Below are 15147 nucleotides of genomic sequence, written 5' to 3'. Positions count from 1 at the left end.
CCTTTTTTACTAAAACTTTCTTAATCACTATTTTAAAAGTTTTTATATGAAAAGTATGTCGGGGGATTCCCTGATTTATTTGTTTAATAAGGCTTAAAATCTGGGGTTATTTTTAGGAGTAAGTGAAACTTAAATAGAACTTCATATGTGGGGAAAATAAACTAACGGACAGGGTAGAGCCTAGGGGAAATACAACTCAACCCTGTTGTTGTCGTTAGAGAAGGAATAGTAATGTTTAAAGCCTGTTAAGGCTTGAAAACTGTTATAGTCTTGGATATCAAGGACATAGCTGGTTTCTCCGTTTTTTTGAAAGTTGACGGACTTGTCGGTTACCTCCATTGTATCAAAGAAAAGCCCGACTCGATCCACAAGCATATCCTCCTGATAGAAATTTAAAACCACTTGTCTGTTTTCAAAACGGTTGAGTGTATTTTTAAGGTTTGGTTCGTATAAATGAGTATTCTCCATGGCAATTCCTCATTTCTTCTATGTTAGTAAAATTACCTGCTAGGGTGCAGGTTCTAGTTTAATTCTATTCAAATTTCGCCGAATTTAAAGTGATGGTTCTCACTGATGAAACAACCTCATGCATAGTGATTATTTTAAATAAACTGAAATATTAGTATTGAACTTAAATTCTCAATATATTAAAATAAGATCATTAACAACCAAAAATGAGCAAAAAACTTCAAATTTGAGTAAAAGAAAATCAACAATATAGATCAATGGTCAGATGTGGGGGTGGTGGCTCGTTGACAAAACTACTTGCGGGGATCGATATCGGAACAACCGGGCTAAAAGTAAGTTTTTACACAGACCATGGAGAGCTGGTTGATCGAACTTACCGTGAATACGCCTTATCGATGCCTTTCAAAGGTTGGGTGGAATTTGATCCAAAATTATGGTGGAGCCATGTTTGTAATGGGTTGCAAGAGGTATTTTCTAGAGGAAAAGTGAAGGCGGAAGAGGTCAAAGGGATTGGGATTACCTGTACTAACTCTCTAATCATAATGGATGCCGAACAAAACATCCTTCGTCCGGCCATTATGCAGCTTGATCATCGGGCCACAGCCCAGGTTGAACAATTGACCGTGGAGTTCGGTCACGAGTGGATATTCGAAAAGACCGGGAATCGGATCGCTTCCGGGGCATTTTGGGGTCCTACCCTTTTATGGTTGAAACAGCATGAACCACATATTTTTGAAAGAATTCGCTATTTCCTTGCACCTACAAGTTTTTTGACGTTTTGCTTAACGGGTGAGTACAGTATCGATCATAGCAGGGCATCGAGTACAATGCTTTACAATATTTTTGATAGAAGATGGGACAGTGAGCTTTGTCAAGCATTTTCACTCCACCCTGAGGAGTTGCCGCCCATCTATTCTTCTTCAGAAGTGATTGGTTTTGTCCACAGCGAAGCAGCTGCTCGCACTGGTCTTAAACCAGGTACACCAGTTATCGCTGGAGCGATGGATACAATCGGGGCTTGGGTTGGTTTGGGGGTAGAAGCCAGTAGTGGTGCGCTGATTATGGGGACTGTATGCCGAATTTGTGTAGAGAACGATAAATTGGATCTGCGATTTATGAATACTGTCTGTGATGAGGCAAGCCCTCCGATTAGTATGACACCCATTAACAGTGCAGGGATATCAATGAAATGGATAAAAAAGCTGCTTTTCTCAGATTGCCCCGCAACCGGATTATACGACGAAATGGATAGGATGGCTGAGTCTATTCATCGGGGAGCGGAAGGCTTGATGTATGTCCCTTATTTGACAGGGGAAAGATCACCAATTTGGGATCCGCATGCTAGCGGAAGCTTTTTTGGACTAGAGTTAAGGCATGACAAGGCGCATTTGATCCGGGCTGTACTTGAAGGCGTTGGTTTTGCTTTAGCGCAAAATGATGGCATTTTGAAGGAGGAATGTGGAATCAACCCTACCTATTTATATGCAGGTGGAGGCGGGGCCCGCAGCAGACTTTGGATGCAAATCATTAGTGACATTTTAGGTAAGAGATTACTTATTCCAGCGGAGTTGGAAACCGAAACAAAAGGAGCAGCGATGCTTGCGGGATGGGGTATCGGTTTATTTCCGGACCTAGCATCATTGCGGAAAAAGTGGATTAAAGTGGAAAGACAAGTAATTCCTAACCCAGACGCTCATTCATTTTACTCGCATGCCTTACCTATTTTCAGAGCCTATTATGAAAACAATAAAGAGCTGATTTGGCGTTGGAAGCAACTGCAAATGAGTGAGCCCAAAGGATTCAATCTTTAAAAATAAATATCTGTATATTCTATTTATTTTAACTAATATTTACAAATTCACCTGAGAGGGGGCGGTTCTGGAATAGAAAACTTGTCACTTTAAGTTTGGACAAAACAAAAATTCAGATTCCGAAGGGGGATACGATCGATGAAAAAAACACTTGTTAGTTCATTTGCAATCCTGTTGGCGATGTCTATGATTATTGCGGGGTGTGGTTCCAAACCTCAGGAGGCTAGCAAACCACAGGAAGCCAACAAACCACAAGAAGCAAGCAAACCACAGGAATCTGCTAAAACGGAGCCAGCCCAAAACGAGAATAAAGAAACGGTTGTTCTGAAATTGGGATATGTTAATGCAGCTGATAGTCCCGTTGATTTGGGTGCGAAGAAATTTGCCGAAATGGTTGAAAAGGGAACCGATGGCAAGGTGAAAATTGATATTTATCCTAACGGAATGCTTGGCGGCGAAAAGCAAATGCTTGATAGTATGAAATTCGGCGCGGTGGATTTTGTGATTACAGGGGATGCAGCATTTGCCATGTTCACTCCGAAATACGCTGGTTTATCTTCCCTTTACCTTTTTCGAGATTTGGAACACTTACATAAGGTGCTAAACGGTGAAATAGGTAATGAAATTAAAGAGGAATTTAATAAGAATTTAGATTCGACCGTTTTGGATTGGTGGGATCGAAGCCCGCGAAATCTTACTGCAAACAGGGAAATTAAAACCCCTGATGACTTGGTTGGAATGAAGCTTCGTACTCCCGAAATTCCAAACATTTTAGAATCCTGGAGAGCTTTAGGAGCCAATCCGACACCCATGGCATTTACCGAACTGTTCTCAGCTTTGGAAACAAAGGTTGTAGATGGCCAGGAAAACCCTGTTGACTTAATCTATACTTCCAAGTTCTATGAAGTTCAATCCCATGTGATGCTCACCGAGCATTTGATTGCACCTTTCATATTCCTAATAAACAATAAGAAGCTGAACGGTTTCCCTGAAGATATTCAAAAAGTGATTAAAGAAGCCGCTATTGAAGCAGGGAATTACGAGAAGGATCTTACAAAACAAACTGAAAAAGAGTACTTTGAGCAATTAAAAGCAGAAGGCATGAAGGTAGTAGAGGTCGACAAATCACTATTTGCCAAAAAAGTAGAAGAAGCCCAGGTGGAAAAACAATTTGAGAGCGAATGGGCACCAAATCTAATCCAACGTATTCGAGATGTAAAATAAACAACCAAGTGGGGGAATTCCCCCACTTCTCATTTGGGAGGGATAATTCATGAAAAAGATAGGATTTATTGGCCTTGGTGTAATGGGAAAACCCATGGTTATGAATTTGATAAAAGCGGGGCACCAGGTTACCGTATTTGATCAGGTACGATCCTTGGTTGATGAATTGAAGAAGGAAGGTGCTCACCCTGCATCCAGTTTGCTGGAGGCTGTGGGGGAAAATGAGATTGTTATTACCATGCTCCCTAATTCTCCCCATGTGAAGGACGTCTGTCTCTTAAGTGAACAGGCACTTATTCAATATGTTGAGCCAGGAACGATTGTGATCGATATGAGCAGTATCTCACCGGAAGTAACCAAGGAAATTAACGAAGCTTTTGGGGAAAAGGGAGTTTCCTATATTGATGCCCCTGTCAGTGGCGGGTATGTTGGCGCTGTTGCTGGCAGTCTGTCAATCATGGTCGGAGGTGAAGAACAGGCCTTTGAACAGGTTAAAGATGTGTTAGCGTGTATGGGGAAACGAATTACCTATATGGGACCAAGTGGTGCGGGTCAAACGACAAAGTTATGCAACCAAATTATGGTTACGGGAACGACCCTGACGATGAGTGAAGCCCTAGCTTTGGGGAAAAAATCCGGACTAGACCTTTATAAATTAAGGGATGTTCTTGTTTCAGGAGGGGCTAACTGTTGGCATTTAGAGCATAAGGCTCCACTTATGATTGAAGGAAACTTTGAGCCTAGTTTTAAATCTGCCCTTTTATTAAAAGATATCAACCTGGCCATAGAGAAGGCAAAGGCTGAACAGTTAGAGCTGCCGGTTCTGTTTCAATCGAAGGAACTCTATGAGCAGCTAATCAATCAGGAAGGCGGAAATATCGATTATATTGCAATTATCAAGCAAATTTACAAAGAATTTTAAGATTTATAAATAGAAAGGGAGAGATCTTTGTGATTTTAGTAACAGGTGGATTCGGGATGATTGGTTCTAATCTTGTCAAAAGGTTGGCAGAGGAAGGAAAAGAAATTATTCTTTTTGATCGTGTTATCGATCCCCAGAGTGATTTTTTTAAGGGCTGCTCTAATATCTATTACGAAGGTGGAGATATCACCAATCCATTTCAATTGACGGCTTTGTTTTCGAAATATAGGATTGAAACCATTGTACATTCAGCAGCGAATTTAAACGGGATGTACTGTAAGGCCAATCCAACGGATGCTTTTCAAACCAACACCGTTGGAACATTAAATTTATTGGAACTAGCGCGGATCTATGGAGTCAATAAATTCTTGTACGTTGGATCAGGTTCTGTTTTTGGAACCCAAACCAGTACCGACCCGATTTATGAATCAACATTGGCTACTCCAATGAATACTTATGCTTCAACTAAACGGGTCAGTGAAGAATTGGTCCACTGTTATCGCGTGAACTATGGAATCCAAGGGGTGAACCTTCGCGTTTCTTGGGTATTCGGCCCGCTGCCGGAACTTCGTGAGCCGCGATGGAACACAGGTCCAATTGCCTACTATACCTGGAAAGTAATAACCGAAAATAGATTAGTGGAAGAATCCGGTCTCGATTTTATTGCGAATTTTACCTTCGTAGATGATGTTGTGGATGGGATTTGTCGAGCTATTGAAGTGGATAACCCGCCAGCATACCTACACTTAAGCAGTGAACAATTGTATTCGAATCGGGAAATTATTGAATTCTTGTCCATGAAATGCCCAGAGGCAGAAATTAAGATTGGAGAAGGTATGGACCCATTTGTACAGCAAGCCCCATTACGCGGTCCGCTCGTTTCCGAATATAAGGAACAAATTGGTTTTAGACCACGTGCGGACTTTAAAGAATCCTTGGAAAAGTATTATAACTGGATGTGCGCCGAACTAAAGAAAAAGGAAATTGAGCACGCCTAAGTTTAATACTGAGACATTCTTTTGGTTGCAATTGGCAATATTCGTTTGCTGCGAAAGAGGGAATAAGGAAAACAAACAGGTGAGCGTTTTTACCAAAAGGGGGAACGCTCATTTTTATTGTGGTCCCATAACATTCTATTTGATCAGTATTGAATTAATATTCTAAAAAATGTAAAATATAAATGTGCAGAAATCAGCAGAATCGATCAAAATCATTCAATTGCACACTAATAAAGTCAAAGGTGGTCTAATGTTAGTCATAGAGAGAAGGAATTTCATTAGAAGAATGATTGTGGAGCAAGGGGTCATTTCCGTTTCAGATCTAAGTCAAACACTTAAGGTGTCGGAAACGACCATACGCAGGGACTTAGATTATCTTGAGGGAGAGAACATTTTAAAGAAGACTCACGGCGGAGCTGTTGTTTTACATGAGGAAAACGCGGAGCCTTTATTTCAAGAAAGAAAAAGGACACATGTGTTAGAAAAGGAAGAGATTGCTAAGCGGGCGGCGATGCTGGTTCAAGATAATGAAACCATTTGTCTCGACGGCGGGACCACAACGGCAGCAATGATTCCCTATCTTTCTTCAATAAAGGACTTGACCATTGTTACCAACTCTATTCACATTGCTTTTCATTTACAAGAATATGAGTCTATCCAAGTGATTTTTATTGGCGGAATTCTGCGTCATCGTACAGGATCGGTCATTGGTTCCATTGCAGTAGATACTTTAAAAGGAATATGGATCGATAAATTATTTTTATCCTGCAGTGGTCTCTGCCCGGTAGGGGGGGTAACCGTATCCAATATCGTTTCTTTGGAAGTCAGAAAACAAATGATTGCCTCTTCCAAAGAGTTCATTGTGCTTGCCGACCAAACGAAGATTGGCCAAAGGTATCTGGCTCGAGTCGCACAAATGAACGAAGTGAACTACATTGTTACCGATCATAGAACGACCCCGGAACAAATCCAGGCTTTGAGTCAAACAGGCCCGGTAGTGCTATTACCGAATGGAAAGGTGTGTGAGGAATGAAAGCCAATCAGATTATCGATGAAGAGCAGGCCAGAATGGAAATCGTCAAGTGGGGAAAGGAAATTTACGAGAGAGGATTAGTAAATGGAACCGGCGGTAATCTATCGATTCGCATCAGTCCCCAATTGGTTCTCTGTACACCAAGTGGATGGTCACTAGGCCATCTAACACCGGAATCGATCACAAAAGCGCAAATGAATGGGACATATTGTGAGGGATTAAAACCTACAAAAGAATTGCCTATGCATCTTGCCGTCTATGAGGCAAGACCAGATATTAGTGCTATTGCCCATACCCATTCGATCCATGCCGTTACCTATGCCTGCACATTGAAACCAGGGGAAATGATGCCGCCTTTTGTACCTAGTCTTGTGGCGAAGGTTGGTTCAGTGTGTTTAACCCCTTTTCGTTTACCCGCCTCCAATGAATTAGGAGAAGTAGTAAGTGCAGGAATTCAAAATAGCCAAGCTGTTTTACTAGAAAACCACGGTGTATTAGCCGTTGGAAAAACACTAGAGGAAGCCATCGTGGTTGCTTCAGAGGTGGAGGATAACGCCCGAATTTACTTTATATCAAACGGATTGGCGCGCCCGCTACCCATTGACGCTACAAATGGTATAAAGGCCAGTTATAAATAAGGAGTTGGTGGGAATTGTCAGCAAAGATGATGAAATCCTTAGCTTTTTATGGTCCGAAAAATTTAAAGGTGGAGCAACGCGCTATCCCTGTCATTCAAGATGATGAGCTTTTGGTTAGGATTACATATGCAGGGGTTTGCGGAACCGACAATCGGATCTATCAAGGGACGAAGAAAATCTCGACACCACGGATTATCGGCCATGAATTTGTCGGTGAGGTGGTTGGCGTTGGCAGAGATGTCAAGGAATTTGCGCTAGGAAACCGAGTCACGGTTTATCCAATGATTCCATGTGGTTCTTGTTATGCCTGCCGCGGAGGGAGAAAAAATATTTGCGTTAATCGCACCACGATCGGTTACGAAATTGATGGTGGGTTCTCACAATATGTAAAAATACCGGCGATTGCCATCGAAAGTGGGAATGTTATCATCATTCCACCAGGACTCGATGACAAGATTGCAGCGGCTTCCGAACCGATTGCAGCTGCTTATCACGGAATCGAACGAAGTCAGCTGAAAGAAGGCGATACCGTCATTATTGTGGGGGCTGGTCCGATTGGCTTATTTCATACACAATTAGCGAGACTGAAAAAACCTGCTCAGATTCTTGTGATTGAGCCACAGGAGGAGAAGAGGGAGCTTGCAGTTCTCTGTGGAGCTACGCATACGATTGATCCACAAACTGCAGACCCTATTGAACAAGTCCTGAATCTTACAAATGGAGAAGGGGCAGATGTGGTGATCATTGATGTCGGAATTCCGAAGGTGATTGAAACATCCCTTGATTACGTAAAAAAGGGAGGCACCTTCCTGATCTTTGCTGGTTGTCCGCATGGTTCAAAGATTACCATTGATCCGAATGTCATTCATTATAAAGAAATTAATTTTACGGGATCCTCCGCTTCAACGCCGGAAATCCACCATGAGGTATTAGAATTACTGGCTTCCGGAGAATTGGATGTGAGCGAGTTGATTTCGGAAATCGTACCTTTAGAAGATTGGCAAAGAGCTTTTGAAATGAAAAACAATTTCTTGGGCATCAAAGTACTGATTGACCCCTGGAGATAGGAGGGACAAAGGATGAAAGCATTTGTTACGGCACAGCTGACTGAGCAAGGGATAAATGAATTATCCCAATCTTTGTCCTTAGAGTTTGGAGGATGGGGTTATGAAGGGGTGAAGCTTACACCTGAGCAGCTGGTTGAAAGGGCGAAGGACTGTGAAATTCTGATTGTTGGTTATGAAGATATTACAGAGGATGTCTTGCGGGGATTACCTCGATTACAATATATTGCTTGCACCCGCGGCGGAATCGAAAACATTGATGTCGAACTGGTGAAATGCTACCATATTACCCTCTCTAATACTCCTGGAAGAAACGCAAGTGCAGTAGCAGATTTAACCATGGGTCTGATGATCGGTATTTCTCGATTTATTCCGCAAACCTATCGTTACATTATGGAGCGGCGTTGGGGGGACGTTCCTTGGGATATTGCAGGGAATACACCTTACAAGCGTTTTGCTGGACCGGAATTGGAGCAAAAGACAGTAGGCTTGATTGGTTATGGGGCAATCGGAAGAAAGGTCGCTAAACGGGCCAAAGGGTTTGACATGAATGTTATCGTCTATGATCCCTATCTAAAAGAAGCTAACGAAGATATCTTTGTAGCTTCCACATTAGAGGAAGTCTTGACCACATCGGATTTTATAAGTCTTCACTGTAAGCTATCTTCTGAAACCAAGAATATCATATGTAAAGAAACGCTAAATAAAATGAAAGCGGGAGCGTATCTCATTAACTCAGCCCGTGGCGGACTAGTCAATGAGGAGGATCTGTTTCAAGCATTGTTAAACAAAAGAATTGCCGGAGCTGCCTTGGATGTCTTAGTGGAGGAACCGATGGATCCAAACCACCCATTTTTGCAGCTTGAAAATATCATTTTGACCCCGCATATTGGAGGGGCTTCGCAGGATATTCTTTATCATCAAACGGAAATGGTAGTGAAGGATGTTCAGCACTTTGTTCAAGGAAAGAGGCCTCTTCATGCCCTCACGTGACACTTTTTTGGGAATTGATGTAGGGACAACGGGTGTAAAAGCAACACTGATTGATCGAAATGGAAAGGTAATGGTTCAAAGAAGAGTGGAATATCCGACCTTTCATCTCAGACCCTTATGGGTAGAACAAAATCCCTGGGACTGGTGGAGGGCAACCTGTTCAGCGATAAGGGAGGTCACCAAATTCTCGGAAGAGGGGGCTGGGAACATCCGTGGTGTCGGGGTGAGCGGCCAAGCGCCTTCTCTTCTTGGGATTGATGCAGAAGGTCAGCCTTTGGGGAACGCCTTCATCTGGATGGACCGCCGAAGTGAACAAGAATGCGGCGAACTTGCAACCCTTGTCGGCAAGGAAACGATCCAAAATATATCGGGAAATCGGATTGATCCGTATTATATGCTTCCGAAGCTGCTTTGGCAAAAGAAACATCAAAGAGATCGATATGAACGGGCAAAGGGTTATGTTCAAGCGAATGGATGGATTATTTATCGGTTAACAAAAAAGGCTTCTATTGATATTTCTCATGCGGCATTAACGCAGTTATACCATATCAGTGAACAGAGATGGGACGCTTCCTTGATCCGTGAACTAGGGTTGTCTCTTGACAAACTACCCGATATTTATCGCTGCATGGAGATTGTCGGGCATGTGACATCTGAAGCGGCATCATTGCTTGGGTTGAATGAGGGTATTCCAGTTGTAGCGGGTGCCATAGATGGTGCGACAGCACCGTTGGGGTTGAAGTTGATTAAGCCGAATCAGGCATTTGAAATGTCAGGGCAATCCTCGGGTATCGGAGTGATTTTAGACCAACCGGTCACACATCCAAACCTTGCGCTGCTCAAGCATGCAGTGGATGGTCAATGGATCTTAAAAGGGAGCATGTCAGCAACCGGGGGGTCTCTTCAATGGTTTCGAGACCAGCTCGATGGGAGAACTGGGCAAGTGGATGCCTTTTCAGATTATGAAAAATTGGTGAGAACCATCCCTGCCGGATCGAAAGGACTGATCTTTCTTCCGTATCTAGCTGGTGAGCGTGCTCCATTATGGGACAGCCACGCAAGAGGAATGTTCTTCGGATTGCAGTTAAGCACAGATAAGGCACAACTGATTCGTTCTATCATGGAAGGTACAGCTTATGGCCTGAAGACGATTCAAGATGAATTAAGGAATGCAGGGTGGTTTATGAAATCACTTCTTGGAACGGGCGGGGGATATTTTAGTAAGGAATGGTCACAGATCAAAGCAGATATCTTAGGTACAGAAATTAAAGTACTGTCCACCGATGTAGAAACGGCTTCACTGGGTGCGGCCTATCTTGCATTGCTATGTGTGACTGGTGGGACAGTTGCGGATCTTCCAGAATCCAAAATAATAACTACATATGTTCCAAACTTGGATCATCAAAAGATTTATCAGAGTGGCTATTTTGTTTTTAAAAGTTTATATCAAAGGAATAAAGAACTGTTTCAAGCAATAAGCTCGGTTGATCTAGAGAAGTAGGATGATAAGAAAGCTTCAATATTAGGAGGAGGAACGGTAGGATGAAGGCGGTGCTCGTGGAAAGTCCTTATCAGGTTGTTGTAAAGGATGTGACAGATCCGGTTGTAGGGGATTACGACGTACGAATAAAGGTAAAAGCAGCCGGGATTTGTGGTTCGGATATACATACTTATAAAGGGATTCATCCGTTTCGCAAGCCACCGGTTATCATCGGCCATGAAGTAGCCGGAGATGTGGTCGAGGTGGGAAGCAAGGTTACGAGGATTAAAATCGGGGATCGGGTAACGGTTGAACCACAGGCTGGATGTGGTGTATGTGAAGACTGTATAAACGGTAGGATCAATTATTGTGGGGATCGATTAGCGCCCGGCGTGAAAAATTGGTATGGGTCAATGGCGGAATATTTTGTTGCACCAGAATCCACAGTCTTCGTGTTGCCAGATGTGCTGAACTATCATCATGGCGTCGTAGTTGAGCCTTTTGCTGTGGGGGTGCATGCGGTTTTTAAAGGGGGAGTATCTCTTGGCGACCGCGTGGCGATCTTGGGGGCAGGACCTATTGGCTTACTTACACAAGCCGCAGCGATCGCAGCAGGGGCTACCACCATTCTTACAACAGATGTCTTTGATTACGCTCTGGAGGCTGCTCGTGACCTAGGAGCAACTTCCACGCTAAATATTCGTCAGCATGCCGATTGGGTGAGTGAAGCAAAAAAACTAGTTGGAGGGTCAATTGATATAGTGTTTATAGCGGCGGGGGTGCCCGGAATTGTGAACCAAGCTCTATCCCTTCTTCGTCGTGGTGGAAAAATTATCACCGTGGCCATGTTTCATGAGGAGCAAGCACTAGATATAATGCAGCTGCAAGGTCAGGAAAAGGAAATCGTTGGATCTTACACATACACGCGGAAGGACATGTTGAAAGCCATCCAGCTTCTTGCTGCAGGGAAGGTGAAGACTGAATCTCTAATTTCCCACGTTCTGCCTTACTCTCAAGCGGATCTCGGGTTTCGACTCGTTGAGCGCAAGGAAGACCGTTCGCTTAAGGTGCTAATAGAATTTTAGAAATTGAGATAGCATCTTTGTCATAAATATTGCATTGTTAAAGGCTGGGCGGAATCAAAGTAAAAGGGCCGGGCTATGCCCGGTTTTTCTCTCCGTATAGGAAAGTTTAAGTTCACACTAAAGCGTTAAAGTGAACCAAACCTTCCTATCGGCATGGAAAGATTCCTCTAAAGAGGAATACACCTGATTTTATTTTGTAACACTGTTAATCTGCTCAAGAACAGCCGCTTCAAAGTGAATTTCTTTACTTTGAATAATGCTCTCCAACTGATTTTTTTTGGTTGCTCCAATAATTGCCGAGGTGACAGCAGGTTGATGTAGAATCCAAGCAAGAGCCATTTGGGCTAGCGGAATGCCTAATTGATTTGCGATTTCTTGCAGCTGTCGTACCTTTTCAAAGTTTGCCTCCTGTTTCAGCAAATCAAGCAATCGTTCTTCACCCGCCTTTGCTCGAGAATGGTCTGGGAAGCGGTCGGGCGTTTGATATTTTCCAGAGAGCATCCCTCTTGCCAGGGGGCTGTATACGATGACACCCACTTGCTCAGATTGACAAAAAGGGATTAACTCCTTTTCAATATCTCTTACGAGCAAGCTGTATTGGGGTTGTACAGCTTCGAATCTTTCTAGTTCCAGCTTAACACTAATACCATGTGATTTTGCGACTTGCCAGGATTGAAAGTTGGAGCATGCAATATAACGAACCTTACCTTGCCTGACCAGATCTTCAAAAGTTCGCAGTGTTTCCTCCAAAGGGGTATTAGGGTCAAAACGGTGTGCATAATATATGTCTATATAATCGGTTTGTAAACGTTTTAAGCTATCTTCTATAGATTTTAAGATGTGTCTGCGGTTTAACCCTTCTTCATTGATCCCTTGGCCCATTCGATTACATACCTTGGTTGCCAAAACAACTTGATCTCTACGCCCCTTTAATGCCTTCCCAACAATGCTCTCCGCCTCTCCAAGCTGAGAAAAAACACCGTTATCCTGCCCGCGGCCGTAGACGTCTGCCGTATCGATCGAATTGATCCCGTTCTCAATGGCGATATCAATTAAATCTATGGATGCTTTCTCATCAATCCATCGTCCAAAAGACATGGTACCTAAGCTAATTTCTGAAACTTTTAAGCCTGTATTTCCTAGTTTTTTCATTTTCATATTTGCTCACTCTCTCCCTTTGTTTATCCAATTCCAAACCCTTGACAAAGTTCCGACATCACCGATACTTCCGCCCTTCGTAATCAATATAAATTCATGGTGATCATTTGTTATGACCCTGCTGCAAGGCACAGCGTCTTCAATTTCCCCAATAATGTGAATGGTGTTGCCTCCTATTGTTTGCAGGAAAATGGAGCCTGTATCACCTCCAACTAATATAATATAGTTAATCTTTGTTCGATAAAGCTCTAAGATATTACGTGCTGCCTGGGCCAGGTGCTGAGCAATTTCTGGCTTACATTCGGAAGATGTTTCCTCAATAGCGGAATATAAGACTATATCTTTTTTTTCTTCTACCGCTAGTTTTATCTTTAATTGTTGTTCTGTCGTAAGGGAGTTACCCGATATCAATAGAACAGCAGCTGAGGTTTTTTGAATGAGCTCATTTGCCTGTTGGTGCGAGATCATTTTTCTACTACCGATGATCCACAACCTGCTATGGTTGATGAGAAGGCTTAAGGAACTTTTTAATTTACTAGGCAGGCTGTGGGCCAATGCTTTTGCTAATCCGGCAGAGCCGCACCAAAGAATTTTTTTTCCGGTGGTTTGCAGCTTTGTACCGATTTCTATTAAAAGAGCTTCATCCTCCTGGTGAATCATGTCAAATGAAAAAACGTTAATTCCTTGCAGTAAAGCGGTTTCTATTGTATCCATTATAGATTGCTTATTCCAATATTCGGTCCGATTCATGTGCTTCATTTTAATATTTGACTTATAGCTAAACCGTTTCACGAGCTGTGAGGTTCGACAATCGTCAGGAAGATCATAAGCTAGTTCTGTCTTTTCTAGCGGTACCCCATAAACAAACAGGCTTCCTTGATTGACAGTTCTTCCCGTATCTAGATAAGCAGGGGAGACTAGGACAGCATCAGGCTTTAGTTGTTGAATGAAAATTTCTAACTCACGTCCGATATGTCCACGCAGAGTTGAATCAATTTTTTTAAACCAAATCTTGGCACTAGAAGACCAGTCAATATAGGGTTTCAAGCAAGACTCTAGTTGTTCTTCTGGCAGATTTCTAGAATTGGTATTAAAGACTGTAACCTCAGAAGGGGAGAGGGTTGAAATTGTCTTTTCCCCCCATTCGAGATAACAAACGGTTGGGTATCCCTCTTTCCCGAAATATACAGCACTGTCCAATGCCCCGGTTAAATCATCCGCGATAATCGCTATCTTTGTCATTTTTATTTCCTAATTGTGACTGCTACCTTCATGGCTTCCCGTGTTCCGTGTATATCAAAGCCATGCTTAATGTCGTCAAGGGTAATCGTTGGTGTCCGAACTAAATCCACATTGATTTGCCCTTTAGCGAGCAGATCAAGAGCTAATTCAAATGTCTTGGGATTGTAAGACCGTGTTCCGGATAATTCATATTCTCCATAATGGATCAAATTGGGATCAATGGTCATTTTGCGTAGAGGGAAAGTGCCAGTGAAAATATTGATCCGACAGCCATGTGCCGCCATTTTTAGCGCATTTTCTGTGCAAGGAGCTTCAGCTGCTCCGCCTACAGCCACAATGACGACATCGGCTCCACCGCCTGTTAGTTCCTTCACTTCTTTGATGACATCCACATCATTGCCATTGATTACAGCATCTGCACCGGCCTTCCGGGCAATTTCCAACCTTTCTGGGATTAAGTCAATTCCAATAACCGTAGCACCTAAAAGTTTACATACTTGGAGATGAAGAATTCCCATAGGGCCGAGTCCATAAACAACAACCTGGTCCCCTAAGGTTACGCGACTAATTACAGTACAGGCCTTTAACACGCTTGCCAAAGGTTCAGCACAGCTTGCAACACCGAAGGATAAATGTTCTGGGAGTTTATAAACTACCCATTCTTTTACTGTAATGTATTCTCCAAAAGCCCCCATGTTCAAAGTACGATGTGGACAAGCAGAATATTTTCCACGAGTGCACTTTTCACAACGGTAGCAAGCCGTCCATGACATCGCAGTCACGCGATCACCTATCTTAAAGCGTGTTACTGATGATCCGACTTCTGTGACATATCCAGCAAATTCATGACCTACACGTTCAGGATGACGGATTTCTTTAGCCCCACGATATCCACGCAAGTCTGTAGGGCAAATATTCGCCTCAAAAACCTGGATTTTCACTTCATCTGCAGCGGGTGTTGAATGTTCAAGGTTTTCCAAACGAATATCCCCTGGACCGTAAACAACAGCAGCTTGATACATGTTCTTCAT

The 15147-nt window shown here is 42.9% G+C and carries 14 protein-coding genes; 10 read left to right on the top strand and 4 right to left on the bottom strand.

Annotated elements, in window-relative coordinates; genetic code table 11:
- Positions 1-180 precede the first annotated feature (180 nt).
- On the bottom strand, positions 181-468 hold the full coding sequence (locus J2Z37_RS22460) for a hypothetical protein (protein WP_209812570.1): 288 nt from the start codon (positions 466-468) through the stop codon (positions 181-183).
- 284 nt (positions 469-752) lie between these two features.
- On the opposite strand from J2Z37_RS22460, the gene J2Z37_RS22455 reads away from it, so the two are divergent.
- The 10 genes from J2Z37_RS22455 to J2Z37_RS22410 all read left to right on the top strand — a co-directional run bounded on the left by J2Z37_RS22455 (position 753) and on the right by J2Z37_RS22410 (position 11716).
- The gene (locus tag J2Z37_RS22455; protein WP_209812569.1) at positions 753-2279 is read left to right on the top strand and encodes a xylulokinase; all 1527 of its coding nucleotides are present in this window, start codon (positions 753-755) and stop codon (positions 2277-2279) included.
- Between the two features lie 138 nt (positions 2280-2417).
- A complete protein-coding gene (locus J2Z37_RS22450; RefSeq protein ID WP_209812568.1) occupies positions 2418-3503 on the top strand; it encodes a TRAP transporter substrate-binding protein in 1086 nt (361 codons plus the stop codon).
- Positions 3504-3552: 49 nt separating this feature from the next.
- Complete coding sequence (locus J2Z37_RS22445) at positions 3553-4425, top strand: NAD(P)-dependent oxidoreductase (RefSeq protein WP_209812567.1); 873 nt, start codon at positions 3553-3555, stop codon at positions 4423-4425.
- Positions 4426-4454: 29 nt separating this feature from the next.
- Positions 4455-5423, top strand: coding sequence for an NAD-dependent epimerase/dehydratase family protein (locus J2Z37_RS22440; RefSeq protein ID WP_209812566.1), 969 nt, complete (start codon positions 4455-4457; stop codon positions 5421-5423).
- A gap of 250 nt (positions 5424-5673) precedes the next feature.
- A complete protein-coding gene (locus J2Z37_RS22435) occupies positions 5674-6456 on the top strand; it encodes a DeoR/GlpR family DNA-binding transcription regulator (RefSeq protein ID WP_209812565.1) in 783 nt (260 codons plus the stop codon).
- Positions 6453-7094: a class II aldolase/adducin family protein gene (locus J2Z37_RS22430; protein ID WP_209812564.1), complete on the top strand. Its 642-nt coding sequence runs from the start codon at positions 6453-6455 to the stop codon at positions 7092-7094. The genes J2Z37_RS22435 and J2Z37_RS22430 overlap by 4 nt, the downstream gene beginning before the upstream one ends.
- A 14-nt stretch (positions 7095-7108) precedes the next feature.
- Positions 7109-8161, top strand: a complete 1053-nt coding sequence (locus J2Z37_RS22425) for a zinc-dependent alcohol dehydrogenase (RefSeq protein ID WP_209812563.1) — start codon at positions 7109-7111, stop codon at positions 8159-8161.
- A gap of 12 nt (positions 8162-8173) precedes the next feature.
- The gene (locus J2Z37_RS22420; RefSeq protein WP_209812562.1) at positions 8174-9151 is read left to right on the top strand and encodes a 2-hydroxyacid dehydrogenase; all 978 of its coding nucleotides are present in this window, start codon (positions 8174-8176) and stop codon (positions 9149-9151) included.
- A complete protein-coding gene (locus J2Z37_RS22415; protein WP_209812561.1) occupies positions 9138-10652 on the top strand; it encodes a xylulokinase in 1515 nt (504 codons plus the stop codon). The genes J2Z37_RS22420 and J2Z37_RS22415 overlap by 14 nt, the downstream gene beginning before the upstream one ends.
- Positions 10653-10693: 41 nt before the next feature.
- Entirely contained in the window at positions 10694-11716 is a 1023-nt protein-coding gene (locus J2Z37_RS22410) for a zinc-dependent alcohol dehydrogenase (protein WP_209812560.1), read from the top strand.
- 189 nt (positions 11717-11905) lie between these two features.
- On the opposite strand, the gene J2Z37_RS22405 is transcribed toward J2Z37_RS22410, so the two are convergent.
- From J2Z37_RS22405 to J2Z37_RS22395, 3 genes are read right to left on the bottom strand one after another with little or no spacing between them, the layout of a single operon-like run.
- Positions 11906-12874: an aldo/keto reductase gene (locus J2Z37_RS22405; RefSeq protein ID WP_209812559.1), complete on the bottom strand. Its 969-nt coding sequence runs from the start codon at positions 12872-12874 to the stop codon at positions 11906-11908.
- Between the two features lie 6 nt (positions 12875-12880).
- Positions 12881-14116 carry a four-carbon acid sugar kinase family protein gene (locus J2Z37_RS22400; protein WP_209812558.1) on the bottom strand — a complete coding sequence of 412 codons (1236 nt, stop codon included), beginning with the start codon at positions 14114-14116 and terminating at the stop codon, positions 12881-12883.
- 2 nt (positions 14117-14118) lie between these two features.
- Positions 14119-15147, bottom strand: a complete 1029-nt coding sequence (locus tag J2Z37_RS22395) for a zinc-dependent alcohol dehydrogenase (protein ID WP_209812557.1) — start codon at positions 15145-15147, stop codon at positions 14119-14121.

It is taken from the genome of Ammoniphilus resinae, assembly GCF_017873965.1.
Taxonomy (GTDB): domain Bacteria; phylum Bacillota; class Bacilli; order Aneurinibacillales; family RAOX-1; genus Ammoniphilus_A; species Ammoniphilus_A resinae.
Note: the sequence above shows the minus strand (reverse complement) of the source record. Positions and strands in the feature narration are given on the sequence as shown.

Coding starts and splice junctions, on each gene's coding strand:
- J2Z37_RS22460 (WP_209812570.1), bottom strand. CDS start 468: ATGGAGAATACTCATTTATACGAACCAAACCTTAAAAATACACTCAAC.
- J2Z37_RS22450 (WP_209812568.1), top strand. CDS start 2,418: ATGAAAAAAACACTTGTTAGTTCATTTGCAATCCTGTTGGCGATGTCT.
- J2Z37_RS22445 (WP_209812567.1), top strand. CDS start 3,553: ATGAAAAAGATAGGATTTATTGGCCTTGGTGTAATGGGAAAACCCATG.
- J2Z37_RS22435 (WP_209812565.1), top strand. CDS start 5,674: ATGTTAGTCATAGAGAGAAGGAATTTCATTAGAAGAATGATTGTGGAG.
- J2Z37_RS22430 (WP_209812564.1), top strand. CDS start 6,453: ATGAAAGCCAATCAGATTATCGATGAAGAGCAGGCCAGAATGGAAATC.
- J2Z37_RS22420 (WP_209812562.1), top strand. CDS start 8,174: ATGAAAGCATTTGTTACGGCACAGCTGACTGAGCAAGGGATAAATGAA.
- J2Z37_RS22415 (WP_209812561.1), top strand. CDS start 9,138: ATGCCCTCACGTGACACTTTTTTGGGAATTGATGTAGGGACAACGGGT.
- J2Z37_RS22410 (WP_209812560.1), top strand. CDS start 10,694: ATGAAGGCGGTGCTCGTGGAAAGTCCTTATCAGGTTGTTGTAAAGGAT.
- J2Z37_RS22405 (WP_209812559.1), bottom strand. CDS start 12,874: ATGAAAATGAAAAAACTAGGAAATACAGGCTTAAAAGTTTCAGAAATT.
- J2Z37_RS22400 (WP_209812558.1), bottom strand. CDS start 14,116: ATGACAAAGATAGCGATTATCGCGGATGATTTAACCGGGGCATTGGAC.
- J2Z37_RS22395 (WP_209812557.1), bottom strand. CDS start 15,147: ATGAAGAACATGTATCAAGCTGCTGTTGTTTACGGTCCAGGGGATATT.